At 71.8% G+C, this 24,487-nt stretch carries 25 protein-coding genes, 2 tRNA genes and 1 pseudogene; 23 read left to right on the top strand and 5 right to left on the bottom strand.

The window, feature by feature from the left end:
- Positions 1 to 49: 49 nt before the first annotated feature.
- The 18 genes from OG447_RS12315 to OG447_RS12400 all read left to right on the top strand — a co-directional run bounded on the left by OG447_RS12315 (position 50) and on the right by OG447_RS12400 (position 14,088).
- Complete coding sequence (locus OG447_RS12315; RefSeq protein WP_266936524.1) at positions 50 to 1,219, top strand: beta-ketoacyl synthase; 1,170 nt, start codon at positions 50 to 52, stop codon at positions 1,217 to 1,219.
- On the top strand, positions 1,216 to 2,310 hold the full coding sequence (locus OG447_RS12320) for a beta-ketoacyl synthase N-terminal-like domain-containing protein (RefSeq protein ID WP_266936525.1): 1,095 nt from the start codon (positions 1,216 to 1,218) through the stop codon (positions 2,308 to 2,310). Before OG447_RS12315 ends, OG447_RS12320 begins: the two co-directional genes overlap by 4 nt.
- Before the next feature lie 70 nt (positions 2,311 to 2,380).
- Positions 2,381 to 3,175, top strand: coding sequence for an SDR family oxidoreductase (locus tag OG447_RS12325; RefSeq protein WP_266936526.1), 795 nt, complete (start codon positions 2,381 to 2,383; stop codon positions 3,173 to 3,175).
- Positions 3,175 to 4,179 (top strand): alpha/beta hydrolase, encoded by a 1,005-nt coding sequence (locus OG447_RS12330; RefSeq protein WP_266936527.1) that lies wholly within the window; start codon positions 3,175 to 3,177, stop codon positions 4,177 to 4,179. The genes OG447_RS12325 and OG447_RS12330 overlap by 1 nt, the downstream gene beginning before the upstream one ends.
- Positions 4,172 to 4,498, top strand: a complete 327-nt coding sequence (locus OG447_RS12335) for a hypothetical protein (protein WP_266936528.1) — start codon at positions 4,172 to 4,174, stop codon at positions 4,496 to 4,498. The genes OG447_RS12330 and OG447_RS12335 overlap by 8 nt, the downstream gene beginning before the upstream one ends.
- A gap of 1 nt (position 4,499) precedes the next feature.
- The gene (locus tag OG447_RS12340; RefSeq protein WP_266936529.1) at positions 4,500 to 4,907 is read left to right on the top strand and encodes a hypothetical protein; all 408 of its coding nucleotides are present in this window, start codon (positions 4,500 to 4,502) and stop codon (positions 4,905 to 4,907) included.
- A gap of 2 nt (positions 4,908 to 4,909) precedes the next feature.
- Complete coding sequence (locus tag OG447_RS12345) at positions 4,910 to 5,302, top strand: hypothetical protein (RefSeq protein WP_266936530.1); 393 nt, start codon at positions 4,910 to 4,912, stop codon at positions 5,300 to 5,302.
- 45 nt (positions 5,303 to 5,347) lie between these two features.
- Positions 5,348 to 6,454 carry a beta-ketoacyl synthase N-terminal-like domain-containing protein gene (locus tag OG447_RS12350; protein ID WP_266936531.1) on the top strand — a complete coding sequence of 369 codons (1,107 nt, stop codon included), beginning with the start codon at positions 5,348 to 5,350 and terminating at the stop codon, positions 6,452 to 6,454.
- Positions 6,455 to 6,534: 80 nt separating this feature from the next.
- Positions 6,535 to 6,798 carry an acyl carrier protein gene (locus tag OG447_RS12355; protein WP_266936532.1) on the top strand — a complete coding sequence of 88 codons (264 nt, stop codon included), beginning with the start codon at positions 6,535 to 6,537 and terminating at the stop codon, positions 6,796 to 6,798.
- Positions 6,799 to 6,830: 32 nt separating this feature from the next.
- The gene (locus OG447_RS12360) at positions 6,831 to 7,190 is read left to right on the top strand and encodes a 3-hydroxyacyl-ACP dehydratase FabZ family protein (protein ID WP_266936533.1); all 360 of its coding nucleotides are present in this window, start codon (positions 6,831 to 6,833) and stop codon (positions 7,188 to 7,190) included.
- On the top strand, positions 7,184 to 7,696 hold the full coding sequence (locus OG447_RS12365) for a 3-hydroxyacyl-ACP dehydratase FabZ family protein (protein ID WP_266936534.1): 513 nt from the start codon (positions 7,184 to 7,186) through the stop codon (positions 7,694 to 7,696). Before OG447_RS12360 ends, OG447_RS12365 begins: the two co-directional genes overlap by 7 nt.
- Positions 7,697 to 7,707: 11 nt before the next feature.
- Positions 7,708 to 8,448 (top strand): 3-oxoacyl-[acyl-carrier-protein] reductase, encoded by a 741-nt coding sequence (gene fabG, locus OG447_RS12370; RefSeq protein ID WP_266936535.1) that lies wholly within the window; start codon positions 7,708 to 7,710, stop codon positions 8,446 to 8,448.
- Complete coding sequence (locus tag OG447_RS12375; RefSeq protein WP_266936536.1) at positions 8,441 to 9,193, top strand: 2-hydroxychromene-2-carboxylate isomerase; 753 nt, start codon at positions 8,441 to 8,443, stop codon at positions 9,191 to 9,193. The genes fabG and OG447_RS12375 overlap by 8 nt, the downstream gene beginning before the upstream one ends.
- 192 nt (positions 9,194 to 9,385) lie before the next feature.
- Positions 9,386 to 10,222 (top strand): alpha/beta hydrolase, encoded by an 837-nt coding sequence (locus tag OG447_RS12380; RefSeq protein WP_266936537.1) that lies wholly within the window; start codon positions 9,386 to 9,388, stop codon positions 10,220 to 10,222.
- A 5-nt stretch (positions 10,223 to 10,227) separates the two neighbouring features.
- Positions 10,228 to 10,767: a hypothetical protein gene (locus tag OG447_RS12385; RefSeq protein ID WP_266936538.1), complete on the top strand. Its 540-nt coding sequence runs from the start codon at positions 10,228 to 10,230 to the stop codon at positions 10,765 to 10,767.
- A gap of 94 nt (positions 10,768 to 10,861) precedes the next feature.
- Positions 10,862 to 12,412: an MFS transporter gene (locus OG447_RS12390; RefSeq protein ID WP_266936539.1), complete on the top strand. Its 1,551-nt coding sequence runs from the start codon at positions 10,862 to 10,864 to the stop codon at positions 12,410 to 12,412.
- Between the two features lie 131 nt (positions 12,413 to 12,543).
- Positions 12,544 to 13,920: a cytochrome P450 gene (locus tag OG447_RS12395; RefSeq protein WP_266936540.1), complete on the top strand. Its 1,377-nt coding sequence runs from the start codon at positions 12,544 to 12,546 to the stop codon at positions 13,918 to 13,920.
- Between the two features lie 94 nt (positions 13,921 to 14,014).
- Positions 14,015 to 14,088: transfer RNA gene (locus tag OG447_RS12400), tRNA-Lys, on the top strand.
- A gap of 99 nt (positions 14,089 to 14,187) precedes the next feature.
- On the opposite strand, the gene OG447_RS12405 is transcribed toward OG447_RS12400, so the two are convergent.
- Complete coding sequence (locus tag OG447_RS12405; RefSeq protein ID WP_266936541.1) at positions 14,188 to 14,946, bottom strand: IclR family transcriptional regulator; 759 nt, start codon at positions 14,944 to 14,946, stop codon at positions 14,188 to 14,190.
- A gap of 250 nt (positions 14,947 to 15,196) precedes the next feature.
- Here OG447_RS12405 and OG447_RS12410 point away from each other — a divergent pair, with 250 nt between their 5' ends.
- The 4 genes from OG447_RS12410 (at position 15,197) to OG447_RS12425 (ending at position 19,492) form a co-directional block, all read left to right on the top strand.
- Positions 15,197 to 16,309 carry an LLM class flavin-dependent oxidoreductase gene (locus OG447_RS12410; RefSeq protein WP_266936542.1) on the top strand — a complete coding sequence of 371 codons (1,113 nt, stop codon included), beginning with the start codon at positions 15,197 to 15,199 and terminating at the stop codon, positions 16,307 to 16,309.
- 254 nt (positions 16,310 to 16,563) lie between these two features.
- Entirely contained in the window at positions 16,564 to 18,258 is a 1,695-nt protein-coding gene (locus OG447_RS12415; RefSeq protein ID WP_266936543.1) for a glycosyl hydrolase family 18 protein, read from the top strand.
- Positions 18,259 to 18,423: 165 nt separating this feature from the next.
- On the top strand, positions 18,424 to 19,272 hold the full coding sequence (locus tag OG447_RS12420) for a helix-turn-helix transcriptional regulator (protein ID WP_266936544.1): 849 nt from the start codon (positions 18,424 to 18,426) through the stop codon (positions 19,270 to 19,272).
- A complete protein-coding gene (locus OG447_RS12425; protein ID WP_266936545.1) occupies positions 19,232 to 19,492 on the top strand; it encodes a DUF397 domain-containing protein in 261 nt (86 codons plus the stop codon). The genes OG447_RS12420 and OG447_RS12425 overlap by 41 nt, the downstream gene beginning before the upstream one ends.
- A 47-nt stretch (positions 19,493 to 19,539) precedes the next feature.
- Here the strand turns inward: OG447_RS12425 and OG447_RS12430 are convergent, their stop codons facing one another.
- Complete coding sequence (locus tag OG447_RS12430) at positions 19,540 to 21,441, bottom strand: bifunctional diguanylate cyclase/phosphodiesterase (protein ID WP_266938850.1); 1,902 nt, start codon at positions 21,439 to 21,441, stop codon at positions 19,540 to 19,542.
- A gap of 333 nt (positions 21,442 to 21,774) precedes the next feature.
- Between OG447_RS12430 and OG447_RS12435 the strand changes: the two genes are divergently transcribed.
- Entirely contained in the window at positions 21,775 to 23,010 is a 1,236-nt protein-coding gene (locus OG447_RS12435) for a M6 family metalloprotease domain-containing protein (RefSeq protein ID WP_266936546.1), read from the top strand.
- 68 nt (positions 23,011 to 23,078) lie between these two features.
- Here OG447_RS12435 and OG447_RS12440 read toward each other — a convergent pair.
- The 3 genes and pseudogenes from OG447_RS12440 to OG447_RS12450 all read right to left on the bottom strand — a co-directional run bounded on the left by OG447_RS12440 (position 23,079) and on the right by OG447_RS12450 (position 24,370).
- A tRNA-Lys gene (locus tag OG447_RS12440) sits at positions 23,079 to 23,152 on the bottom strand.
- Positions 23,143 to 23,752: pseudogene (locus OG447_RS12445) on the bottom strand (hypothetical protein). Before OG447_RS12445 ends, OG447_RS12440 begins: the two are co-directional and overlap by 10 nt.
- Positions 23,753 to 24,022: 270 nt before the next feature.
- The gene (locus OG447_RS12450; RefSeq protein ID WP_266936547.1) at positions 24,023 to 24,370 is read right to left on the bottom strand and encodes a hypothetical protein; all 348 of its coding nucleotides are present in this window, start codon (positions 24,368 to 24,370) and stop codon (positions 24,023 to 24,025) included.
- Between the last annotated feature and the right edge of the window lie 117 nt (positions 24,371 to 24,487).

Raw genomic sequence — 24,487 nt, forward strand, 5'->3', positions numbered from 1 at the left:
CGGCCGCGACCACACGACCCCCGTCCCCTTCCGTACCCGGAGAAGACCGATGGAAGAAGTGCTGATCACTGGTCTGGGCGCGATCTCGCACCTGGGCACCGGCGCCGATGCCTTCTGGCACGGGCTGATCCGGGCGGAGAGCGCTCCCGGCCCCGCCGCCGACCCGCACGCCCGGATGGACATCACCCTGATGTACTCCGTCCCCGAACCGCCCGAGCCGGAGCCCGGCCCGACCGTCAGCCCCGCCTCGCGGCTCGCCGTCGCGGCGGCCCGGGAGGCGCTGGCGGACGCCGCCCTCGGCGCGGTCGCACCGAGCCGCCTCGCGGTGGTCATCGGCACGGGCATGGGCGACGCCGGACTCCACGAGCAGTGGCGCACCGACGGCCCGCCGCAGGACGGGGACTGGTCGCCGGTCTTCTCCGTGGCCTCGGAAGTCAGCGAGTGGCTCGGTGCGCAGGGGCCCAGCACCAGCATCAGCAACGCCTGCGCGGCCAGCGGGTTCGGCCTCTCGGCCGCCGCCGAGCTGATCCGCACGGGCGCCGCGGACGTCGTGGTCGCCGGCGGCGCCGAGGCGTACTCCCGGGTGGCCCTGGCCTGCTTCAACAGGCTGGGCGCGATCGACCCGCAGGAGTGCCGGCCCTTCGACGCGAACCGCCGGGGCACCGTCTTCGGCGAAGGCGCCGGGATCCTGGTGCTGGAGTCGGCCGCGCACGCCGCGGCCCGCAACGCCCCGCGGGTCTACGCCAAGCTGGCGGGCGAGGGCTGGAGCTGCGACGCCCACCACGCGACCGCGCCGGACCCCTCGGGCACCCAGATCGTCCGGGCGATGCGCGAGGCGATGGAGCGCTCGGGCGCCAAGGCAGAGGACGTCGGGTGCGTGGTGCCGCACGGCACCGGCACCGAGCTGAACGACGTGGTCGAGAGCCAGGCCCTGCACACCGTGCTCGGCTCCGGTGCCGCACGCACCCCGCTGTACAGCCTCAAGGCCCTGGTGGGGCACACCGGCGGAGCCGCCGCCGCGCTGGGCACGGTCGCCGCCGCCCTGATCCTCCACCACCGTGCCGTGCCCCCGAACCGTCCCGTCGCGGAGCCGGACCCCGCCTGCGAGGTACGGCTGCCGGTCGAGCGGACCGCCCTGGAGGGCCCCTTCGTCATCGTCAACGCCTACGCCTTCGGCGGCAACAACGTGTCCCTCGTCCTGCAGGAGGCCGGCGCATGACCGCGTCGCACGGTGTCCCGTCCACGGCAGCGCACCTGGTGGTCTCGGGCATCGGAGTGGTGACCCCCCGCGGGGACCGCCCGCAGGACGCCGCCGGTACTGCAGCCCGCGCCGCCGCCCGTACCGCGGCCGGGAGCCCGGCCGGGAGCCCGGACGCCGCGCCGGACCGGGCCGGGACGGACGGCTGGTTCGATCACCGCACCCGGCTGGGGCCGCGCGGGTACAAGTACCTGCCCGCCGCCTCCCAGTACTTCCTGGCCGCCGCCAAGACCGCCCTCGCCGACTCGGGCCACGAGGAGGGGCGCTGGGCCGCCGAACTGCGCGGCGCGGCGGTGGGGACCAACAGCTCGGCCGCCGCACTGCACGAGGCCATGGACCGGACCGTGCTCGACGAGGGCGCGGCCGCCCTGAGCCCCGTCACCGCGCCCTACTTCTCCATCAACCTGTTCGGCAGCCGCCTGGCCACCGAGCACGGCCTCAAGGCCTTCAACCTGACGGTCACCTCCCCGCGCGTGGCCGGCCTGGAATCGCTGGAGACCGGAGCCCGGGCCGTGGCCGCGGGCCGGGCGTCCTGGCTGCTCGCCGGTGCGACCGAGGAGGCCCTCGCCCCGGCCCACCCGGGCCACGAGCTGTCGGAACGCGGCGCCGTCGCGCTCGTCCTGGAACCGCTGGAGGCCGTACGGGCCCGGGGCGGCCGGGAGTACGGGCACTGCCGTGTCCGCAGCCTGTTCCTGTCGCCCCGCACCGCCGCCTCGCCCGGCGGGGCGGACCGGGCCCGGGAGCTGATCGGCTCCGCCCTGGCCGCGTGGGAAGCCGACGGGGCCGGGGCGGGTCCCGCGCCGGCGGCCGCGCCGCGGGTGATCGCCGTACTCGACGGGTCGCCGGTGGGCCGCGCCGTGGCCACCGCCCTCGGCTCCGGTGCCGAACGGGTCCCGGCGGGCGCGGGCGCCCTGGAGCCGCTGGTGCAGGCCGCCGGAGCGCTGGCGGAGCTGTCCTCGCCGGTGCTGGTCGTCACCGCCGCGGCGGAGGGGAACCTCGCGCTGGCCCTGCTCACCCCGAGCGCCGGCCCCGCAGCCGCCGCCGGTGCCTGAACGACGCGCACCACACGAACGACGAGCACGACGAGCACAACGAGCACGACGAGCATGAAGAGAGAGAGTTATGACGACGTCACTTGAGGGTTCCTGGTGCCTCGTTCTCGGCGCCTCCAGCGGCATCGGACTGGCCAACGCCCGCGCGCTGGCACTCGAAGGAGCCCACGTCCTCGGCGTCCACTTCGACACCGCCGAAGGCCAGGAGAAGGCGGCGGCGGCCGTCGAGGAGCTGCGCTCCACCGGCGTTCAGGCGCACTTCTTCAACGCCAACGCCGCCGCCCCGGCCACCCGGAACGAACTGGTGCCCCGCTTCGCCGAACTGACGGAGGGCCGACCGCTGCGGGTCGTGCTCCACTCCCTGGCCTTCGGCACGCTCCTGCCCTACCTGCCCACGGACGGCGGACCGGCACTGACGCCCCGGCAGATGGACATGACGCTGAACGTCATGGCCCACTCCCTCGTCTACTGGACGCAGAGCCTGAACGGCGCCGGACTGCTGGGCGCCGGGTCCAAGATCTTCGCGATGACCAGCGCCGGCGACCAGCGGGTGACCGCCCACTACGGGGCCGTGTCGGCCGCCAAGTGCGCCCTGGAATCGCACGTCCGCCAGCTGGCCCTCGAACTCGCCCCGCAGCGCGTCGCCGTCAACTCGCTCCGTGCGGGCGTGACCGTGACCCCCTCCCTCGAACGCATCCCGGAGCACGAGAAGCTCGTCGAGCTCGCCGCCCGCAGCAACCCGCACGGCCGGCTCACCCGTCCCGAGGACGTCGCCGACGCCGTCGTGGCGCTGGCGCGCACCGACTCCTCCTGGATCACCGGCAACGTGATCGGTGTCGACGGCGGCGAGGCGTTGACCACCTGATGAGCCAGGACACGTACGAGAGCGGCACCGCGCACGACGGCGGGCAGGCGGCGTCCCGGCCCGCCGTCCGCCGCCTGCGCGGCCTGCTGACGGCGGTGCCCGCCGCGGCCGCGGGCTTCGCCCTCGCCGCCCGGCACGCCTTCGAGCTGTACCACCCGCCCGCCGCCCGCCCGGGCCGCACCCCGCAGAGCAAGGGCCTGCCCGTCCGCGACCTGACGGTCCGCACCACCCGGGACGGTGTCGCCCTGCAGGCCTGGGTGGTGCCCGGCACGGGTCCGCACACGGTGGTGATCTGCCACGGCATGGGCCGCACCCGCTCCAGCGTGCTCGGCCACATCGAGCTGCTGCACGGGGCGGGCCACCACGTCGTCGCCTACGACATGCGCAACCACGGGGACAGCGGACGCGACCGGAAGATCCGGGGCATGTCCGGGCGCTTCACGAGCGACCTGGAGGACGTCATCGCGGCCGTGCGCCGGGACCCCGAGACCGGCGGCGGCGAACTCGCCCTCTTCGGCTTCTCCTTCTCCACCTGGGTCTCCCTGCACGTGCTGCGCCGCATCGACCCGGCCGTCGCCGCGGTCGTCTGCGACAGCGGCCCGATGTCCGACACGAAGGCCGGCCTGCGCCACTTCGCCGGCCTGCGCCGCACCCTGCTGCCCGAACCGGTGCGGGACGGCCCGGGCTTCACTGTCTACCGCAGCGCCTTCGCCCGCTTCTGCCTGCACATGCTGGCCGTACGGAACTGGCCGCCGGACCTCACCGGCGTGCCGACCCGGCTGATGTTCGTCGCGGGGGCCCAGGACCCCGTCATCCAGGTGCCCCAGATCATGGCGGTCGCCGACCGGTACCCCGACGCGGAACGCTGGACGGCACCCCAGGCGATGCACATGAACGCCCTGCGGTTCGACGCGGCCGAGTACCGGCCCCGGGTCCTGGACTTCCTGGCGTCCGCCTTCTCGGCGGCCGCCGGCCGCAGGGCGGAGGCGGCCGGCCGTGGCTGAGTACCTTCTCGTGGAATCCCAGGGCAGTTACGCGGGCCCCGGCTCCGAGGCCTTCCTCGGCGACGCCGTCCGACTGGCGCGCTCCGGCCACGACGTGGCGGTGCTGCTGATCGAGAACGGGGTCACGGACGGCCTCGAAGGGGCCGCCCCCGCCGTGGCGCGGGTACTGGAGGCCGGCGCCCAGGTGTGGGCCGACGCCTTCTCGCTGAGCCAGCGCGCGGTGCCGCCCCAGCGGCTGCTGCCCGGCATCCGGCTGGTGGACATGGACGAGGTCGCGGAGCGGCTCCTGAGGCCCGCCGTGCAGGGAGTGTGGCACTGACATGGGACGGCAGCTTCCGCACGCGGACGTACTGATCGCCATCATGGGGGCCCCGCACACCGGCGACCTCGTCACCTCGGCCTTCCGGCTGGCCCAGGCGCTGCTCGACCGGGGCGCCTCGGTCCACCTGTGGACCTGCGGGCACGCCACGGGGCTCACCCAGGGCTCCCTGGGCACGGACAAACCGCGCAACGTCGTGGACTGGGCCCGCGAGTACCCGACGACGGCCGCCCTGGCCGCGGACCTGCTGGCCGCCTTCCCCGACACGCTGAACTGGTACGCCTGCCGGTTCTGCAGCCAGGAACGGGGCGCCGACACCCACATCCCGGGGATCCAGCTGCGCGCTCCGTTCAAGTTCACCGAGCATCTCGACGCCGCCGACAAGGCGTTCTTCCTGGGAGTGTGCTGACCATGCCCGACACCAGGCGCCGGCTGCTGGTCATCGAGCGGGCCTACCGGGGTGCGGTCGAGACCCAGTTCGCGGACGTGCTGTACCTGGCCCGCGAGCTGAACCGGCAGCAGGGCGGTGTGGACATCCTGCTGCGCGGCCTGGCCGTCACCTTCGCGGCCGCCGGGCCCGTGCCGCGGGCCGCCCTGCGGATCGGCCGCCGCGAACTCGACACCCTGCCCGCCCCGCGCGAGGCCCTGCGCGTGCTGCTGGCCGAGGACGCCCGGGTCTGGGCCGAGGAGAGCGACCTGGCCCGGTTCGAGACGGGCCCGGACTGGGTGCTTCCCGGGGTCCGCCGGGCGGGCCCCGCCGGACGGCCCGACTGGACCGCGTACCAGGGCGTGCACTTCCTCTGACCCCTCCACCCGCCCACCGAAGCCACCGAAGGAGCACCGCGACTCATGGAATCCGCCACCGCCGCCCGAGGGCCGCTCATCACCGCCTGGTCCGTCGTCTCGCCGTACGGGCTGGAGCGCTCGGACTTCGCCGCGGGCCTCGCCGCCGGCCGCAGCACGGCGGCCGTACTGGACCGGACGGTCTGGGACGGTCCCGTCGACACCGCCTGCCTGGTCCCCGACTTCAGCAGCAAGGCCGTGCTGGGCCGCAAGGGCACCCGGTCGATGGACCGGGTGACCGGCCTCGCCGTCACCGCGGTCGGCAGGCTCCTCCAGGACCCCGCGGGCGACCGCGTCCCCGGTGTCGGCGACGACGCCGGGCTGGTCCTGGGCACCAACACCGGCAGCGCCCAGAGCATGATGGACTTCACCCGCGACTCCCTGGTCCAGGAGAAGCCGTTCTACGTGGACCCGATGCGGTTCCCGAACACGGTGATGAACTGCGCCGCCGGGCAGTGCGCGATCTGGCACCGGCTCAGGGGCCCCAACACCACCGTCGCCGGCGGCCGCGCCTCCGGCCTCCTCGCGCTCAACTACGCACTGCGGCTGCAGAAGTCCGGGCACACCAGGACCGTGCTGTGCGGAGCCGTCGAGGAGTTCTCCCCGGCCAGGGCCTGGCTGGAGGTCCACACCCGGCAGCCGGACGAGGCCGACGGCATCCTCGGCGAGGGCGCCGCGGTACTGCTGCTGGAGTCCGGCCCCGCCGCGGCCGAACACGGCCGGCCCGGCCTGGCCGAAGTGCTCGCCCTGGAGTTCGGCGTCTTCCACACCGACGGCCAGGTCGCACCGGTGCTCGCCGACAGCGTCCGGCGCGCCCTGGAGCGCTCCGGGGTCCGCATCGACGAGATCGGCCTGGTCGCCGACTCGCAGGCCTACGGAGCCCGCGGAGTGGCCGAACAGGCGGCACTGGCCGAGGTGTTCGGCGGCCACCGGCCGCAGCGCGTCGCGAGCGCCGAGCTGATCGGCGACACCCACGCGGCCTCCGCGTCCTTCCAGATCGCAGCACTGCTGGCCACGGCGGAAGGCCGTGACGAGCTGGCCGGTTCGATCGGCCTGGTCACCTCGGTCGACCGGGACGGCGTGGTCGGCTGCGCCGTCCTGCGCCTGCGCTGACCGCAGGCCCGCCCCGCCGTCCCACCAGCAGGTCGACCACCCCATCCACCACCCGTAGTTCACCGATGAAGGAGAAGGACATGTCCGACACCACCACCAAGGCCACCCTGGAGATCGAGAACCTGCGGCGGACCGTCGCCGACGTCCTGGACGTCGAGGAGCCGGAGCTGACCGACGAGGCCGACTTCGTCAACGACCTCGGCGTCGACTCCCTGATGGCACTCGAAGTCATGGTCGTCCTGGAGAAGAAGTACGGCGTCAAGCTCGGCGAGGCCGAGCTGAAGGAGGTCACCTGCCTGCGCAAGGCGTACGACCTGCTCGACTCCAAGCTGCGGGCCGCCTGATGCCGCCGCTGGCGGCTGGCCCCGTCCGTGCGGTGCCGCTGGTCGGTCCGGACTCCGCCGAAGCCCTGCGCACCACGGTCCACGTGGCCGCGGACGAGCGGGTCTTCCCCGGCCACTACCCGGGCTTCCCCATCTTCCCGGGAGTCTGCGTCGTCGAGCTGGTCCACCGCAGCGCGGTGGCCACCGCCCCTACCGCGGGCGCCGGCGTCGTGCTCCGGGCCATCGAGTCGACGCGGTTCCTCAGCCCGGTCTTCCCGGGGGACGACCTCACCATCGACCTGAAGTGGTCGCGCCGGGGCGAGCACTGGCGGTGCGACGCGGTCGCGGGCACCGACCGGGGGCGCTCCGCGACGGTGCGCCTGCGCTTCACCGAAGGGAACAAGCCGTGCTGACGATCAGTGGGATCAAGCGGGTGCTGCCGCACCGTTACCCGATGCTGCTGGTGGACCGGGTGACCGAGCTGGTGCCCGAGGAGCGGCTCACCGCCCTCAAGGCGGTGACCTGCAACGAACCCTGGTACGAGGGGCTTTCCGAGGAGGCCGGCGACGAGGGGCACGCCTATCCGCAGACCCTGCTCGTCGAGTCCTGGTGCCAGGCGGCCGGGGTGCTGGCCGCCTGGGACCAGCCCAATCCGGACGTGCTCTCGGGCCAGGTGATGCTCTTCGGCAGCATCTCCGACGTCGTTCTGCACCGCCCGGTGTTCCCCGGGGACGTGCTGGAGCACCGGGTCCGGCTGGTCCGGGCCCTCAGCGACACGGTGATCTTCGAAGGGGAGTCCCTCGTCGGCGGCGAGGTCGTCATGGGCGTGGGCCGGGTGGTCATGGCGATGCGCCCCGCGCAGGAACTGACCGCGGCGGCGCAGCCGGGTCCGGTGGCCGCGGCCGCCGGCGCGAAGTGAGGAGAGAGCAGATGTCGGACAGCACACCCAAGGTCGCCCTGGTCACCGGCGGCACCCGAGGCATCGGCCGGGCCACGGTGCTGCGCCTCGCCCGTGACGGCCACGACGTCGCCTTCTGCTACGCGTCGCGGCCGGACGCCGCCGCGGAGCTGGAGAAGGAGGTGTCCGAGCTGGGCGTACGCGTCTACGGCCACCAGGCGGACGTGTCGGACCCGGACGCGGTCCGCACCCTCGTCGCCGAGACCGAGGAGCGGCTCGGCGGCATCCACACCGTGGTGACCTCGGCGGGGATCGTCCGCGACCAGCCGCTGCTGATGATGGCGGACGAGGACTGGCAGCAGGTGCTGCGGGTCAACCTGGACGGCACGTACCACGTCTGCCGCTCCGTGGTCTTCGAGATGATGAAGCGCAAGAGCGGCTGCATCGTCAACATCTCCTCGATCGCGGGCGTCTACGGCCACGCCACGCAGACCAACTACTCCGCCTCGAAGGCGGGCATCATCGGCTTCACCAAGGCACTGGCCAAGGAGGTCGGCCGGTACGGGATCCGGGCCAACGCGATCGCGCCCGGCTTCATCGAGACCGACATGACGGCAGGGCTCTCCGGCAAGGTCCGGGAGCAGGCGCTGCGCGGCATCCCGCTGGGGCGCCTCGGCCGCCCCGAGGAGATCGCGGACATGGTCGCGTACCTGGTCGGGGCCGAGTACGTGACCGGTTCCGTGCTGCAGATCGACGGAGGTCTCGTTGTCTGAGCACGGCGCCGCCGCGCCCGGCGGGTCGCGGCGGCGCAGGCCCCCGCGGTTCTACTTCTCGCTGCGCAGCCCGTACTCCTGGCTGGCCTACCGGGACCTGCACGAGCGCCATCCCGATGTCGTGGACGTGCTGGAGTGGCGGCCGTTCTGGGAGCCGGACGAGGCGAGCGCCCAGGCCCTGACCGCGGTGGGCGGGCAGTTCCCGTACGCCACCATGTCGCGGGCGAAGCACCTCTACATCCTTCAGGACGTCCGCCGCCTCACCCGCGAGCGCGGGCTGGAGGCGACCATGCCCGTGGACCGCGACCCCTGCTGGGAGGTCCCGCACCTGGCCTGGCTGGCGGCCTCCGACGAGGGCCGCGGCCCGGAGTACGTCGAGCGGGTCTACCGGGCGCGCTGGCAGGAGGGCCGTGACATCTGCGACCCGGCGGTGATCGGCGAGCTGGCCGCCGAACTGGGCCTGCCCGCGGACCGGCTGGCCGGCGCCGCGCACGACGCGCAGCTGCGTGAGCGCGGGGTGGCGGCGCTCCTCGACGTCTGCCGGGACGGGGTGTTCGGAGTTCCCTTCCTCATCCACGGGTACGAGAAATTCTGGGGCACCGACCGTGTCGCGGAGTTCGCCGAATCCGTACGGAAGAACCTGCCCGACGGGAAATGGAAATCCGGGAAAGCGGGCGTGTCGCAGGACGTGCCGGATACGGTGGCGCGGTCGGCTGACGGGGGCCATGCCGGAGGCTGCGGCTGAAGCCGCGGTTCCGGCGGCCGCAGAACCATATTCACCAAGGGGGAATATCAGGTGCACGGCAATGTCAATGAACCGGAGATACAGGGAAGCGCTCCGGGAGGGAACGGATCCTCCAACCGGGCGCGTGGACGCGGCCCGTTGAGTGGTGTGATCTCGACGCTCTCGGTGCCGGCCGCTCCGGTTTATGGAGCGATGCTGTCCTACCTGGTGTACCACCCGCCCCGGAGGCCTCACCACAAGCATCCGAGCGACTTCGGCCTGCCCGTCGAGGAGGTGTCCGTCCCCCTGCCGGGCGGCAGCCGCTCGCTCCACGTCTGGCTCTGCCGCGGTGGCACGGACCGGGTCGTGGTGGTCGGCCACGGCATCGGCCTGAGCAAGTCGGCGAGCCTGGCCCAGGCCGCCTTCCTGCACCAGGAGGGCTACACCGTCGCCCTGTTCGACCACCGCAACCACGGACTCAGTGACGCGGACAAGGCCTTCTGGGGACTCAGCGAACGCCACACGGACGACGTGGTGGCGGTCGTGGAGCACCTGAGGGGGATGCCCGAGTACCAGGAGGCGCAGTACGCGGTCTTCGGCTTCTCCTTCTCCACCTTCCCTTCGCTCTACCTGCTCAGGCGGGCGGGCTGCCCGGTGGACGCGATCATCTGCGACAGCGGCCCCGCGCTGGAACTGCGGCCGCTGTTCGAGAACTTCCTGCGGGCCAAGGGGCTGCCCGTGCCCGGTCCCCTGCGGGGCGGACCGTCCTGGTCCGTGCTGACGTCGGTGTTCGCGCGGCTCGGCACGGCCATGCTGCAGGCCCAGTGGCCGCCGCCCGCGGAGGGCGCCTACCTCAGCACCCCCGTGCTGGTGCTGGCGGGCGAGGACGACAGCATCATCCCCGTCGAGGGGGTGCGGGCCCTGGCGGCCCGCTATCCCCGGGCCGAGGTCGAGGTGCTGCCCGGGACGGAGCACTTGCAGGGCATGAAGACGGACCCGGACCGGTACCGGACCGCGGTCCTGGACTTCCTCAAGCGGGCGCTGGGATAGCGGCCGTGGGAGACCCGCGGGTGTGGGGGGCGCAGGCCCGGGAGCTGGCCGCCGCATACCCCTGCGACGAACTGCTCGGCGCCTCGGCCGAACCGTGGCTGAGGGCCGTCACCGTACGGGCGGGCGCGCCCGCGGTGTTCCGCTGGCTCTGTCAGCTCAAGGTGGCCCCGTACAGCTACGACTCCCTGGACAACTTCGGCCGGCGCAGCCCCCGCGAACTGACGCCGGGCGCGGAGCTGCTGGAGCGCGGCCAGCGGGTCATGACCATCTTCGAGCTGGTCTCCTTCGAGCAGGACCGCCATCTCACCCTGCTGCTGACCACGCCCTGGGCGGTCCGGGCCTTCGGCGAGTTCGCGCTGACCTACCAGGTGGACGCCGTGGACGCGGCGACCAGCCGGCTCGTCGTCAAGATGATGGTCGGTCGCCGGCCCGGCAGGCTGGGCGCCGCCCGCCTGCGGGTGATGGCCCGGGGCGACCTGTTCATGATGCGCCGCCAGCTGAAGACCCTGCGCGAGCTGGCCGAAGGAGGAGCGATTGGCCGCTAAATGCCAGTAAGTCGTGATCTGTTGACCTCGGCCGGTGCTGCCGTGGACGATCGCGGGACAGGGTCCTGAGCCCCCGACCGAGAGGCAGATCCACGTGGTTCACCAGCTTGCCGGGCACGAGCCGGACCAGTCCGCCGCCGGCGCCCCCCGGACCGGGTCGAGGCGCCGGTGGCTCGCCCTCGCCGTGCTGGTGCTCGCGCAGCTGACGGTCTGGCTCGACAACACGATCCTCAACGTGGCCCTGAAGACCCTCGCGGATCCGGTGGAGGGCCTCGGCGCCACGACCAACCAGCTCCAGTGGAGCATCAGCTCGTACACGCTGATCTTCGCCGTGATGCTGTTCAGCGGCGGAGTCCTCGGCGACCGGTACGGGCACCGCAGGCTGCTGCTGATCGGCACCACCCTGTTCGCCGCCTCCTCGCTCTGGGCGGGCGTGTCCACCAGCCCCGCCGAGCTCATCACGGCGCGCGGAGCCATGGGCGTGGGCAGCGCGCTGATCATGCCCGCCACCCTCTCCCTGATCTCGGCCGTCTTCGACGCCCGGGAGCGGGCGATGGCCATCGCCATCTGGTCCGGTTCCAGCGGGCTGGCCATCGCGGCCGGCCCGCTCGTCGGCGGCGCGCTGCTGGAGCGGTTCTGGTGGGGGTCGGTCTTCCTGGTCAACCTGCCGCTGGCGGCCGTCACGGTGGCCGGCGCGGTGCTCCTGCTCCCGGCGGCCAGGAACGCGAGCCGGGCGAAGCTGGACCCGATCGGCGTGCTGCTGTCCACCGTCGGCCTGCTCGCCGTGGTCTACGGCCTGATCGAAGGCGGCCACCGCAACGAGTGGACCAGCCTCGGCGTGCTCGGCCCGGTCCTCGGCGGCGTCGTGGTGCTCGTGGTCTTCGTCCTGGTCGAACTGCGGGTGAGCAGCCCGAGCCTGGACGTACGGCTGTTCCGCAACGCCCCCTTCACGGGCGCGACGGCCTCGGTGATGCTGACCTACTTCAGCCTGTCCGGGGCGATGTTCTACACCGCCTTCTACTTGCAGGGCGTCCGCGAGCAGACCCCCTTCGAGGCCGGGCTGAACCTGTTGCCGGTGGCGGTCGGCGTCCTGACGGGCGCGCCCCTGTCGGCGGGCCTGGTCCGGCGGTTCGGCCTGGGCCCGGTGGTGAGCCTGGCCATGCTGGTTGCCGCGGGCACCTTCCTGGCCTACGTGGGCATCGACGTGGACACGCCGATGCCCTGGTTCTGGCTGCTCCTCGGCGTCCAGGGAGCCGCGATGGGTGCTGCCATGGCTCCGACCACCGAGGCGGTCATGGCGGTCCTGCCCGCGGACCGGACCGGAGCGGGCTCGGCGGTCAACAACTCCATGCGGCAGATCGGCGGGGTTCTGGGGGTCGCCGTCCTGGGCTCGCTGCTCACCTCCGTCTACCGCTCGGACATCGCCCCGAGCCTGGCCGGGCTGCCCGGGCCGGCCGCGGAGGCAGCGGGCGGATCGGCGGAGGCGGCCCGGCAGGTCGCGGCGGAGCTGGGCCGTCCGCAGCTCGTGGCGGACGCGGCCGAGAGCTTCGTGCACGCGATGCACGTCGCCTCGGTGCTGGGGGCGGCGGTGGCCGCACTGGGCGCCGTGGTCGTCCTGGCCGCATTCCGCGGCCGTAAGGGCTAGGGGCCTCTTCCCCGGAAATGGCAGCTAACTGCCCGCCCCGTCCATTGCCGGGGCTGGAATCCAGCGGCTAATTTTTCGAATGGCGCAGGAATGTCTGCGTACGCGAGATTTTCCACGGGGAAGGAATGCAAATGGCCCACAGCACTGCGGCGCCCGTCCTGCCGGTTCCGGTACCGAGACTCAAAGGCCGGGCGGTCATCGGCAATACCTGGGAATTCAAGAAGGACCGCCTCGAATTGTTCCGGCGGACCTTCGAGGAGTGCGGGGACATCGGCGTCTACCGGATCGCCGGCCAGGACTGCTATTTCGTCAATTCCGTCGAACTGGCCCATGAGATCCTGATCAAGAACGGTTCCTTCTTCGAGAAGACCGACCGCTTCCGTGCCTTCGCCAGGCCGCTGCTCGGGGACGGGCTGCTCACGGCCACGAACGAGGAGCACAAGAAGAACCGCAGGCTCATCCAGCCCAGGTTCCGCACGGCGGTGATCCGGAACTCCGCGGACTCGGCGGCGAAGGTGGCCGACACGGTGGCGGGGGAGTGGACCGACGGCGGCGTCATCGACGTGCGCCGGGAGATGGTCCGGCTGGTGCTGGGCATCGTCGGGCACAACCTCTTCAGCCGGGACGTCCTGGGGGAGGCCGACGACCTCGGCAACGCGCTCACCGACGCCATCCACGGCTTCGACTCCCAGGCCAGCGCGCTCGTCCCGCTGACCATCGAGTGGCCGACGCCCGCGAACCTGCGCTACCGCCGGGCCATCCAGCGGCTGGAGGAGACCTTCCATTCCTTCCTGGCCGAGCGCCGGGCCATGGCCGACAAGCCGGACGACTGGCTGAACCTGCTGATGGAGTGCGGCGCCGAAGACGGCACCCCGCTCACCGACCGGCAGATCCGCGACGAGGCGCTGAACATGTTCATGCCCGGACATGAGACCACCGCCACGGCGCTCAGCTGGAGCTTCCACCTCCTGTCCCGGCACCCCGAGGCGTACGAGCGCCTGATCGCCGAGTCGGACGAGGTGCTCGGCGGCCGGCTGGTCACGGCGGAGGATCTGCCCCGGCTCCCGTACGCACTCGCCGTGTTCAAGGAGGCCATGCGACTCTATCCGCCGGTCTACATGTTTTCCCGGCAGGCTTCCCGGGAGGTCGAGGTCCTGGGCCACCGCCTGCCGGCGGGTGCCTGCGTGATCTTCAGCCCCTACACGCTGCACCGGCGCGCGGACTACTTCCCCGACCCGGAGCGGTTCGACCCGGACCGTTTCACACCGGAGCGGGAGGAGCTGCTGCCCCGGCACGCGTACATGCCGTTCGGGGCCGGACACCGGGTGTGCATCGGGAACCACCACGCACTGCTCGGCGGGCAGATCGCCCTCGCCGGCATCGCTGGGCGGGCGCGCCTGAGCGCGCTCCCCGGGGCGGCGGACCCGGGGACGGACCCGATGGTCACGCTGCGCCCGGAGGGTGAGATGCGGATGCGCGTGGCCAGGCGGGGCGGGCAGCGCCCGTAGGCAGCGAGCGGCCGGGTCGGCGAGGCCGTCGGGCCCTGCCGACCCGTGGTCGCGGGCACCCCGGAGGAGCAGGTAGTATTTTCTCTGTCAGCAGGCGCCGCTAGCTCAGTTGGTTAGAGCAGCTGACTCTTAATCAGCGGGTCCGGGGTTCGAGTCCCTGGCGGCGCACCTGTCCTTCGGGCGGTTTCCGGTTCACCGGGAACCGCCCGAAGTGTTTTCCGGGCCGTCTGGGCCCGCCCGCGCCCGCCGCGCAGGCCGCCGCCCGCCTCAGAGCGTGAGCGACAGCAGCAGCGGCGCGGCCCTGCGGTTCAGCGCGTCCGCCGCGGCCCGCAGCCGGTGCGCGTGCTCGACCGGCATCGACAGGGCCAGGCAGCCCACCGCCGCGCCGGCCGTGATCGGGACGGCCGCGCAGACCGTGCCCACGGCGTACTCCTGGAGGTCCAGCATGGGCACCGTCGCCGGCTGGGCGTCCAGCTTGGAGAACAGGATCCGCTCGTTCACGATCGTCTTCGACGTGAGCCGGGCGATCTTGTGGCGGGAGAGGTGGTCGCGCCGCCCGTTCAGGTCGAGCTGGGTCAGCAGGCACTTGCCGACCGCGCTGGCGTGCGCCGCCGAGCGGAAGTCGACCCACTCGTGCACCTTCGGGGTGCGGGGGCTGTCCGCGAACTGTGTGATCCTGACCTCACCGTCCACGTACCTGCTGATGTAGACGGCCGCGCCGACCGAATCGCGGAGCCGGTCCAGGGTCTCCTGGAGCTTGTCCGTCAGCGCCTGCTGGCGGTCGATGCCGGATCCGAGCAGGACGAGGGAATCCCCTATGGCGTAGGCGCCGTCGGAGACCTGCAGGACATACCCCTCCCGGCGCAGCATGAGCAGCATCGGGGCGAGATGGACTGCGGGCAGGCCGGTCTCACGCGCGATCTGTGCATCGGTCACACCGCCGGTGTGCCGTGCGATCGTTTCGAGTACGCGTAGTGCGTACTGCACCGAGTGGAACGGCGCGGTCGGCTCGGGCTTCAGCGCCACGGTTTCCCCCTACCAGGTTGTTACCGCTTGCCCTACCACGATAGCCATCAAGAGGCTCATGTGGAGCGCCTGTTGAGGAGATTGATGGCTCAATCATGCCCTTCGGCCTGGATCTACTCCATTGGCATATGCCAAGGTCATGCCCACTGTCCTGGGGTGCCGGGAATGCCCGGCGACCGCCCACGGTTCGAGTTCTTCGTACGAATGTCGTACGGATGTCGTACGAACGTGGAACGAGACGGGAGCGACGATGAGTGACACCGGGGACGCGCAGCCACAGGAGAGCCGGGGTGGCATCCGTGCCACCGCCCGGGGCCGGGCAACCGTCCCGCTCTCGGTGCTGGACCTCGTCACCGTGGGCGCCGGCAGCACCGCCCACGACTCCCTGCGCACCAGCGTGGCCATCGCCCGGCTCGCCGAGTCCCGCGGCTACCACCGCCACTGGGTCGCCGAGCACCACTCCATGCCCGGGGTCGCCAGCTCCTCCCCGGCCGTGATCCTGGCCCACCTCGCCGCCCACACCTCCCGGATCCGGCTCGGTTCGGGCGGGGTCATGCTCCCCAACCACGCCCCGCTCGCCATCGCCGAGCAGTTCGGCACCCTGGAGGCGCTCGCCCCCGGGCGGATCGACCTCGGGCTCGGCCGGGCCCCGGGGACCGACGGCCGCACCGCCACCGCGCTGCGCGGGCCCGGACGGCTGGACGAGGCCGCGGACGAGTTCCCCCGCCAGCTCGCGGAACTCACCCGCTTCCTCGACGACGACTTCCCCGACGGGCACCCGTACGCCCGGGTCCACGCCGTACCGGGCCCGGTGCAGGGGCCCACCGCACGGCCGCCCGTGTGGCTGCTGGGGTCCTCCGGCTTCAGCGCCCGCCTCGCCGGCGAACTCGGCCTCCCCTTCGCCTACGCCCACCACTTCTCGGCCGCCGGCACCCTGCCCGCGCTCGACCTGTACCGGCAGACCTTCCGCCCCTCGGCCGTCCTGGACGCCCCGTACGCCGTCATCGGCGTCTCGGCCCTCGCCGCCGACACGGAGGCCGAGGCCCGCGCTCAGGTGCTCACGGGCGCCCTGTCCATGCTGCGGCTGCGCACCGGGCGGCCCGGGCTGGTGCCGACGCCCGAGGAGGCGGCCGCGTACCCGTTCTCCCCGGCGGAGCGGGAGTTCGTGGACGGCTGGCTCGCCAACATCGTCCACGGCACCCCCGACGCGGTGCGCTCCGGACTGGACGACCTGGCCAAGAGGACGGGCGCCGACGAACTGATGCTGACCGCCAACGCCCACAGCGGCGCGGCCCGGTTGCGCTCGTACGGGCTCGTCGCAGATGCGTACGGCATGCCGGTGGAGGCCCCCGCGGCCGCTTGACGGCAGAAGAACGGGGTTCGGCTGGTTTGTTGCCGAAACCTTGCGGGAGTGTGGCTCAAGGCAGCCTTAAACCGCTCGTCACCCTGGGTGGCGGGCGGTTTCTGATGTGCGTTCAGGTCTCTGACGAGGTGATTTACCACGAGAGTGGTCTAGTCCTTCTTTGGTCCAAACCATTGACTCGGGGGAGTGGTGATCGCTATTTCTTCTCACACCTGAACCTCTTGCTCGCCCCTCCCACCCCCCGGAGGCAGTTCATGCACATCCGTAAACCCCTCATCGCAGCCGCCGCCACGGCCGCGCTGGCAGCCGGAGCGCTTGCCTCCTTCGCGGGGCTCGGCTCCGCCCAGGCCGCCGACGCCGGAGTCACCGCCGCGGCCGGCGGCGTCCGGATCGCCTACTACGACCAGTGGAGCGTGTACGGGAACGCCTTTTACCCCAAGCACCTCGACACCCGCGGCATAGCGGGCAAGCTGGACGTACTCAATTACTCGTTCGGCAACATCCACCCCACCGACCTCACCTGTTTCGAGGCGAACAAGGCGGCGGGCGACGACAACAACCCCAACGCCGGTGACGGCGCGGGCGACTCGTACGCCGACTACCAGAAGTCCTTCAGCGCGGCGGACAGCGTCGACGGCGTCGCCGACAAGTGGGACCAGCCGATCGTGGGCGTCTTCAACCAGTTCAAGGAACTGAAGGCCAAGTACCCCCACCTGAAGATCAACATCTCGCTGGGCGGCTGGACGTACTCCAAGTACTTCCACGACGCGGCCAAGACCGACGCCTCCCGCCAGAAGTTCGTCGCCTCCTGCATCAAGCAGTACATCAAGGGCGACCTCCCGGTGGAGGGCGGCTTCGGCGGCGCCGGCACCGCGGCCGGCATCTTCGACGGCATCGACATCGACTGGGAGTACCCCGGCTCTTCCGGCGGTCACCTGGGCAACCACTACGGCCCCGAGGACAAGCAGAACTTCACCCTGCTGCTCCAGGAGTTCCGCAAGCAGCTCGACGCCGAGGGCGCGGCCAACGGCGGCAAGAAGTACCTGCTGACCTCGGCCCTCCCGGCCGGCCAGGACAAGATCAAGTACATCGAGACGGACAAGATCGGCGCGTACCTCGACTACGCGAACATCATGACGTACGACATGCACGGCGCCTGGGACGGCGACGGGCCCACGTACCACCAGTCCCCGCTCCAGCCCTCGGCGGCCGACCCGACCGACCCGATCGCGCCGGGCACCGAGAAGTACAGCATCGACAACGCCATCGACTCCTGGATCGACGGCAACCCGGCGTACGGCATCACGGGCGGCTTCCCCGCCAACAAGCTGACCCTGGGCTACGAGTTCTACTACCGCGGCTGGAAGGGCGTCCCGGCGGGCACCACCAACGGCCTCGCCCAGAGCGCCACCGGCGGCTCCGCCGCCCGTCCGCTCAGCCAGCAGGCGGGCATCGCGCACTACAAGGAGCTCGGCGGGATCGTCGACAACCCGGCGACCACCTTCTGGGACGACCAGTCGAAGTCCTCGTACTTCTACAAGGACGGCGAGTTCTTCACCGGCCTGAACCAGAAGTCCATCCAGGCCCGGGTCGACTACGGCAAGCAGCGCGGCCTGGCCGGCGCGATGATGTACTCCCTCCTCGGCCTGGACAACAACACCACGCTGCTGAACCAGATCTCGGACGCCCTCGGCGGCACCACCGTCCCGCCGACCACCCCGCCCACGACGCCTCCGACCACTCCGCCGACCACGCCTCCGACGACCCCGCCGACCACGCCTCCGACGGGCTGCGGTTCCGTCCCGGCGTACGTCGCCGGCACGGTCTACACGGGCGGCAGCGAGGTCTCGCACAACGGCCGCAAGTACAAGGCCCAGTGGTGGACGCAGAACGAGACGCCGGGCACCACCGGTGAATGGGGTGTCTGGAAGGACCTCGGCGCCTGCTGATCCCCCCACCCCGCGCCGAGCGACGCTTCCGCCCTGCCCCCTCTCCGGGGGTGGGGCGGAGGTGTGTCACATGGTTGCCGGATTCCGCACACCGCTGCGTATCGGACTCGTTACGCTCGGCCACAGGCTGAATCCGACCCGCGTTCTGATGGGGGTGACCGTCCCATGGCCCAGGCCCGCGACATCGATCCGAGTGCCTCGCCGCTGGACTACTACGGCTACGAACTGCGCCGCCTCAGAGAGGATGCCGGGCTGAAACAGGCCCAGTTGGGCGCGATCATCTTCTGCACCGGCTCGCTGGTCGGCATGGTCGAGAACGGCCGCAGGGTGCCCACCCGAGACTTCTCGGAACGGGTGGACGCGGCGCTCGGCACGGACGGGCTCTTCTCCCGCCTGGTGGGACTGGTGCTGCGCAGCCAGCTGCCGACGTGGTTCCAGCCGTACGCGGAGATGGAGGCCAGGGCGGCATACATCTCGACGTTCCAAGCGCAGCTGGTCTACGGACTGCTCCAGACGGAGGCGTACGCAAAGGCCTTGCTGAGCGTGGAGTTTCCGGACAGGGCCAACGAGATCGCGGCAGCTCGCCTGGAACGTCAGCGCGTACTGACGCGCGAGAACCCGCCCGTCCTGCTGGTGGTGCTGGACGAGGCACTGCTGCACCGGGAGGTCGGTAGCCGGGAGGTCATGCGGAGCCAACTGGCCCACTTGCTGACCTTCGTTGAACGGCCGTGGGTCCAGATCCAGGTGCTGCCCTTCTCGACCGGTGAACACACCGGAATGATGGGGTCGTTCACCCTTCTCCGCTTCGAGGGCGATCCGGATCTCTTCTACACGGAGAGCTATGACTCGGGCCATATGACGGCCAATCCGCCAGTTATCCGGGAGCGTTCCGTCGGATACGCTCGGCTGCAAGCCGACGCCCTCTCGCCGGAGGAATCGGCCCTTCTGATCGCACGCGTAATGGAGGAACGCTATGGGGACCAGTGTGGACCTGACAGGCGTGCAGTGGCGTAAGTCGACCTACAGCGGCACCAACGGCGGCGAGTGCGTCGAGTGCGCCCCCCTCGGCGGAGCCGCCTGGCAGAAGTCCTCGTACAGCGGATCCAGCGGCGGCGAGTGCGTCGAAGTGGCCGCCCAGCCCCACCTCGTCGCCGTCCGGGACTCCAAGCGGCCCGACGGCCCGGCCTTCGCCGTGGCGCCGGAGGCGTTCGGAGCCTTCGTCCGGAGCCTCTGACCGCATGCCACAGCGGCAGCCCCCGCCGGGGGCTGCCGCTGCGGGCGCTAGCGGGCGTCGCCGACCCCCGGGCGGGAGCCGATCATCTCCGCGATCCGCTCCGGCGGCACCGCGCGCGAGTACAGCCAGCCCTGGCCCGTGTCGCAGCCGACGCGGCGCAGCCGGGCCGCCTGGCCCGCCGTTTCCACGCACTCCGCCGTCACCGTCAGGCCCAGCCGGTGCGCGAGCTGGACCAGGGCCTCGACGATGGTCTCGTCGGCCGGGTTCGGGTGCGTGCCCTCCTCGTAGCGGAAGCCCCGTACGAAGGAGCCGTCCAGTTTCAGGACCGAGACCGGCAGGCGGCTGAGGTAGGCGAGGTTCGAGTAGCCCGTGCCGAAGTCGTCGATGGCGATGCGTACGCCCATGTCGCTGAGGGCCTGGAGGGCCTGCAAGGGCCGGCCCGCGGAGCCCATCACCGCCGATTCCGTCAGCTCCAGCTGGAGCAGCTGCGGCGCCAGGCCCGTCTCGGCGAGGATCTCCGCGACGTCGCCCACCAGGTCCGAGTCCCACACCTGCCGTACCGCGACGTTGACGGACACGAAGACCGGGGAGTCGCTGGGCTGTTCGATCTGCCAGCGCCGCGCCTGCCTGCACGCGGTCCGCAGGACCCACTGTCCCAACTGGACGATGGAACCGTCTTCTTCGGCGATCCCGATGAACCGATTCGGCGTCAATGTGCCGAACTGCGGGTGGTTCCAGCGGACCAGGGCCTCGACCCCGCGCACCACTCCGCTCTCCAGGTCCACCAGTGGCTGGTACTCCAGCTCGAACTCCCCCTGTTCCACCGCCGGCCGCAGTGTCGAGGAGAGCGCCTGCCGGGTCATGCGGTGCGCGTTGCGCTCCGGGTCGAAGAGGGTCCAGCGGGCCTTCCCGTCCGCCTTGGCCCAGTACAGGGTCGTGTCGGCGGCCTGCATCAGCCCGGTCGCCGAGGTCCCGGCCGCCGCCCGTTCCACGACCCCGATGGACGCGGAGACCGACAGCCGCTGCCCGGCCAGGTCGAACGGCTCCTGTACGGCGGCCAGTACGCTCCGCGCCAGTTCCGCGAGCTGGTCGGTGCCGGTGGAGTCCTCCACGAGCAGGGCGAACTCGTCGCCGCCGAGGCGGGCCACCAGGTGCCCGCCCGTGCGCCCGTAGCCGGACTGGTCGGCGCACTGGGTCAGCCGGGCGGCCACGGCCGCCAGCAGCCGGTCGCCGACCCGGTGGCCGAGGGTGTCGTTGACCGCCTTGAACCCGTCGAGGTCCAGGTAGCAGAGCCCGATCCGGCCGGTGCCGCCGCCGTGTTGTTCGTACGAGGAGGCCTCCAGGGCGGCGGAGAGCCGCTCGAAGAACAGCGCCCGGTTGGGCAGCCGGGTCACCGGGTCGTGCATCTGGAGGTGCCGCAGCCGGGCCTGGAGGTCGCGCCGGTCGCTGATGTCGGCGACGGACAGCAGGACGTCGCCGGTGCCGGGCACGGGCCCGAGGGTGACCTCGGTCCACAGCGAGTGCCCGTCGGGGTGCTTGAGGCGGCGCGTGCAGCGCAGCCGGGCCTGCCGGCCGCGCAGTACCTCCTGGTAGGCGGCCCAGGTGCGGGCCTCCGAGGCCAGGTCCACCAGGTCGGCGGCGCACTGGTGGGCGAGCTCGTGAGGCTCGCTGCCCAGCAGTCCGGCGAGCGCCGTGTTGGCGGCCACGACGTAGCCGTCGCGGTCGACGACGGCCATGGCGAGGTGGGCCGCGTTGAATGCGGCCCGGTAGTCGCTCCGCGCGGCCCCGGCGGGGGACAGCGGCGCCGGGGTGGCCGACGCCGACGGCGCTACAGGCACTGCTGGGTGACGCTGCGTAATGGCCGATCGGATGCTGTCGGCCGCCGAACCGGTTCCCTCTGAGGTTCCGCTCACCGTTGGCTCCCGCAGTGTTCGTGAGTGTCCGTGCAGGAAAGTGTGCCGATCATAGAGGCTGCCGGGAGGCCCTATCCAGCGGCGTCGCCGGTCGGGGCACGGTCCTTTGACGAGTTTGGCGTCAGGGTGACGCCGTGCTGACGCACCGTCCGCATGACAGGGGTCGATCGTTTCTGCGCGCCTCTGAGCATGCGGAGGCTGCTGCTGATCTCGCGTGATCGGTCGTGACGTTCTGTAGGCAGACGCGTGAAGTTGGAGGGTCACCGGCTTGCCCTATTGCTCACTCGTGTGGGGCAGCGGAACAGGGCACTAGTAAGACAATCGCCTCAAGGTGGACGAGAGGGTACGAATCCACCACCGGAGGTCGATGTGCCGCGACAGGAGACACCCGGGGGAGTGGACTGCTCCCGCATGCGAAGTACGGCGGCGGCGCTCACTTCCCTTACGGCGCTCGCCGCCATGTCACTGGTCGCGGGGCCCGCCGTGGCCGACCCCGGGGCCGGGCCCTGCGCGCTGACCCGGACGGCGGCGCACCACTCGCTGGGCCTGGACACCTGGAACGGCGCCTACCCCCGGCCCGAGCGCACCCTGAACGCGGTGATGGTCTTCCTCTCCTTCCCCGACCACCGCACCGCCCTCACGACCGACGAACTGGCCGCCGACTACTTCCCCGCCACCAGCGACTACTTCGAGCGGGCCTCGTACGGGCGCTTCCGCCTGGTCCCGCACCCGCAGAAGCACTGGATCCGGATGCCCAAGCCCTCCGCCGCCTACGGAATACAGCGTGACTGGGCCCCGGAGGACCGGGCCGCCTACCTGCGCGATGCGGTCGCCACCGCCGACGCCGAGGTGGACTTCGGCAAGTACGACGTCGTGTACTTCGTCGCCGACCCCGATGCGCCCGGCGTGGACTCCGATGCCACGAAGGTCGTGAACTTCGACCGCCCGATCGTCGCGGACGGCACCGAGCTGCGGCGGATCGTCACCGTCTTCGAGCAGCATCCGCCCGACCGCAACGTCCTCGCCCACGAGACCGGGCACGTCTTCGACCTGCCCGACCTCTACCACCGGCCGACGGACGGCAAGGGCGACTGGGACACCTACGTCGGGGACTGGGACGTCATGGGCAGCCAGTTCGGGATGGCCCCGGACCTCTTCGCCTGGCACAAGTGGAAGCTGGGCTGGCTGGACTCCTCCCAGGTGGACTGCGTGCAGTCCGGCTCCTCGCTGCACACCCTCCAGCCGCTCGCGCAGGCCCCGCCGCAGGGCGGCACCGGCGGGACCCGGCTCGCGGTGGTCCGTACCGGCCCCGGCAGTGCGATCGCCATCGAGGCGCGGGGCTCCGCCGGCAACGACGGGGACACCTGCACCGAAGGGGTCCTGGTCTACCGGGTCCGCAACGAGGCCGCGTCGGGCGGCGGCCCCATCGAGGTGCTGGACGGGCATCCGGAGACGGAGGCCTGCTGGGACCGCTCGGTGTACCCGCCGCTGGCGGACGCGCCGCTGGAGGTGGGGGAGGCGTACACGGTGCCGGGCGAGCGGATCAGGATCGAGGTCGCGGACCGGACCCAGTCGGGTGCGTACACGGTGAAGATCACGACGTAGCGCGGACGGCGCGAACGGCCGGGAACACGAAGAAGGCCCCCACTCGCGTGGGGGCCTTCTTCCGTCTGTGCGCCGCCAGGGACTCGAACCCCGGACCCGCTGATTAAGAGTCAGCTGCTCTAACCAACTGAGCTAGCGGCGCCTGCTGACGTCGTAGACATTAGCAGGCAGAACCGCGGAACGAAAAATCGATATCCGCAGGTCCAGTGCTCGCCGTCGTACGGGCCGCCCGGACGAAGGCCCAGAGCAGCGCCTCGGGCCCGGGAAGCCAAGGCCTGCGCGTGTCGGGGGCCACGAGCCAGCGCGAGACGCCGGGCGCGCCGGCCAGCGGCGGCACGGTGACGGCGTCGCCGAGCCCGTGGCACAGCGGCACCGGGGCCGTACGGGCGCCGCCCCACTCCTCCCACTTCAGCAGCGCAGGCAGCCGGTGGGCCGTGCCGGGGGCGGCGAACAGCAGCATCCGGCCGCGGTGCACGGCGACCGGCCCGGAGCCGGGGCCCTCGGCCCAGAGCAGGTCCAGGACGCGGCGCCCGAGGACGAGGGGCACGTTGACGACGTCGAAGGCGGTCCCGCAGGGCAGCACGGCGGGAGAGGCCGCCCGGGTCTCCCAGATCGCGAGCGTGCTCCGCGGATGGGCCGACGCGGAGGCGAGCCAGGCGGCGCCCTGCGGGGTGACGTGGGTGGCGGGTGCGGTGCGGGTGTCGAGGGCGGGGCATCCGGGGGCCGTCGTCAGCGTCGTCATACGCAAATATCTACCGGGCGTAATGCTGTGGCTTCCAGGAGTTACCGAAAACCCAGACGGGGTGGGGGGAGAGGGAGTATGTTGCGCCCCGCATATGCCAGTCCGCTGCGCTTGGCGGTGCGGGATCTCTGCGGCTCCGGCGCCGCTGCCGGGGGCTCCGCCCCCGGACCCCCGCTCCTCAAACGCCGGAGGGGCTGGATTTTCGCTCCGGCGTCGGCAAAATCCAGCCTCGCCGGCGTTTGAGGCGCGGGGTCTGGGGCGGAGCCCCAGCTACGGGGAGTCCGGGCCCGCGTCGCGCTGGAGGGTTTCGCCGAACTCGATCATTTTGCGGGCGTAGTCCTCGGTCCATTCCGCACACGCCGCGATCGCCGCAGGCGAGAGGCGGTCGAAGCGGCGCGGGTCCGCCAGCTGGGCCGCTGCCAGGGCCTGGAACTCCACCGCCCGGTCCTGCGCCGCCCGGAAGGCGAGCGTCAGCTCGGTGGCCCGGGTCAGGAGTTCGCGCGGGTCGTCGATGGACTCCAGGTCGAAGAAGTGCTCCGGGTCCGTGACGGCCTCCGAGGGCTCGAAGAGCAGCGGCGCGGGCCGCAGCCTCCGCTCGGTCCGCTCGGGCTCTGCCATGCCTGTCCTCCTGCTGCGCGTGCGAAATGCTTCCGGGCCACCGTCCATTGTCCAACGCCACGCAAGGGCGCACACGGGTTCACGGCCACGAGCTGGAACGTCCGTACGGACGACGGG

The sequence above is a fragment of the Streptomyces sp. NBC_01408 genome, from assembly GCF_026340255.1.
Classification (GTDB): domain Bacteria; phylum Actinomycetota; class Actinomycetes; order Streptomycetales; family Streptomycetaceae; genus Streptomyces.

Coding starts and splice junctions, on each gene's coding strand:
- OG447_RS12315 (WP_266936524.1), top strand. CDS start 50: ATGGAAGAAGTGCTGATCACTGGTCTGGGCGCGATCTCGCACCTGGGC.
- OG447_RS12320 (WP_266936525.1), top strand. CDS start 1,216: ATGACCGCGTCGCACGGTGTCCCGTCCACGGCAGCGCACCTGGTGGTC.
- OG447_RS12325 (WP_266936526.1), top strand. CDS start 2,381: ATGACGACGTCACTTGAGGGTTCCTGGTGCCTCGTTCTCGGCGCCTCC.
- OG447_RS12330 (WP_266936527.1), top strand. CDS start 3,175: ATGAGCCAGGACACGTACGAGAGCGGCACCGCGCACGACGGCGGGCAG.
- OG447_RS12340 (WP_266936529.1), top strand. CDS start 4,500: ATGGGACGGCAGCTTCCGCACGCGGACGTACTGATCGCCATCATGGGG.
- OG447_RS12345 (WP_266936530.1), top strand. CDS start 4,910: ATGCCCGACACCAGGCGCCGGCTGCTGGTCATCGAGCGGGCCTACCGG.
- OG447_RS12350 (WP_266936531.1), top strand. CDS start 5,348: ATGGAATCCGCCACCGCCGCCCGAGGGCCGCTCATCACCGCCTGGTCC.
- OG447_RS12355 (WP_266936532.1), top strand. CDS start 6,535: ATGTCCGACACCACCACCAAGGCCACCCTGGAGATCGAGAACCTGCGG.
- fabG (WP_266936535.1), top strand. CDS start 7,708: ATGTCGGACAGCACACCCAAGGTCGCCCTGGTCACCGGCGGCACCCGA.
- OG447_RS12380 (WP_266936537.1), top strand. CDS start 9,386: ATGCTGTCCTACCTGGTGTACCACCCGCCCCGGAGGCCTCACCACAAG.
- OG447_RS12395 (WP_266936540.1), top strand. CDS start 12,544: ATGGCCCACAGCACTGCGGCGCCCGTCCTGCCGGTTCCGGTACCGAGA.
- OG447_RS12410 (WP_266936542.1), top strand. CDS start 15,197: ATGAGTGACACCGGGGACGCGCAGCCACAGGAGAGCCGGGGTGGCATC.
- OG447_RS12415 (WP_266936543.1), top strand. CDS start 16,564: ATGCACATCCGTAAACCCCTCATCGCAGCCGCCGCCACGGCCGCGCTG.
- OG447_RS12420 (WP_266936544.1), top strand. CDS start 18,424: ATGGCCCAGGCCCGCGACATCGATCCGAGTGCCTCGCCGCTGGACTAC.
- OG447_RS12425 (WP_266936545.1), top strand. CDS start 19,232: ATGGGGACCAGTGTGGACCTGACAGGCGTGCAGTGGCGTAAGTCGACC.
- OG447_RS12450 (WP_266936547.1), bottom strand. CDS start 24,370: ATGGCAGAGCCCGAGCGGACCGAGCGGAGGCTGCGGCCCGCGCCGCTG.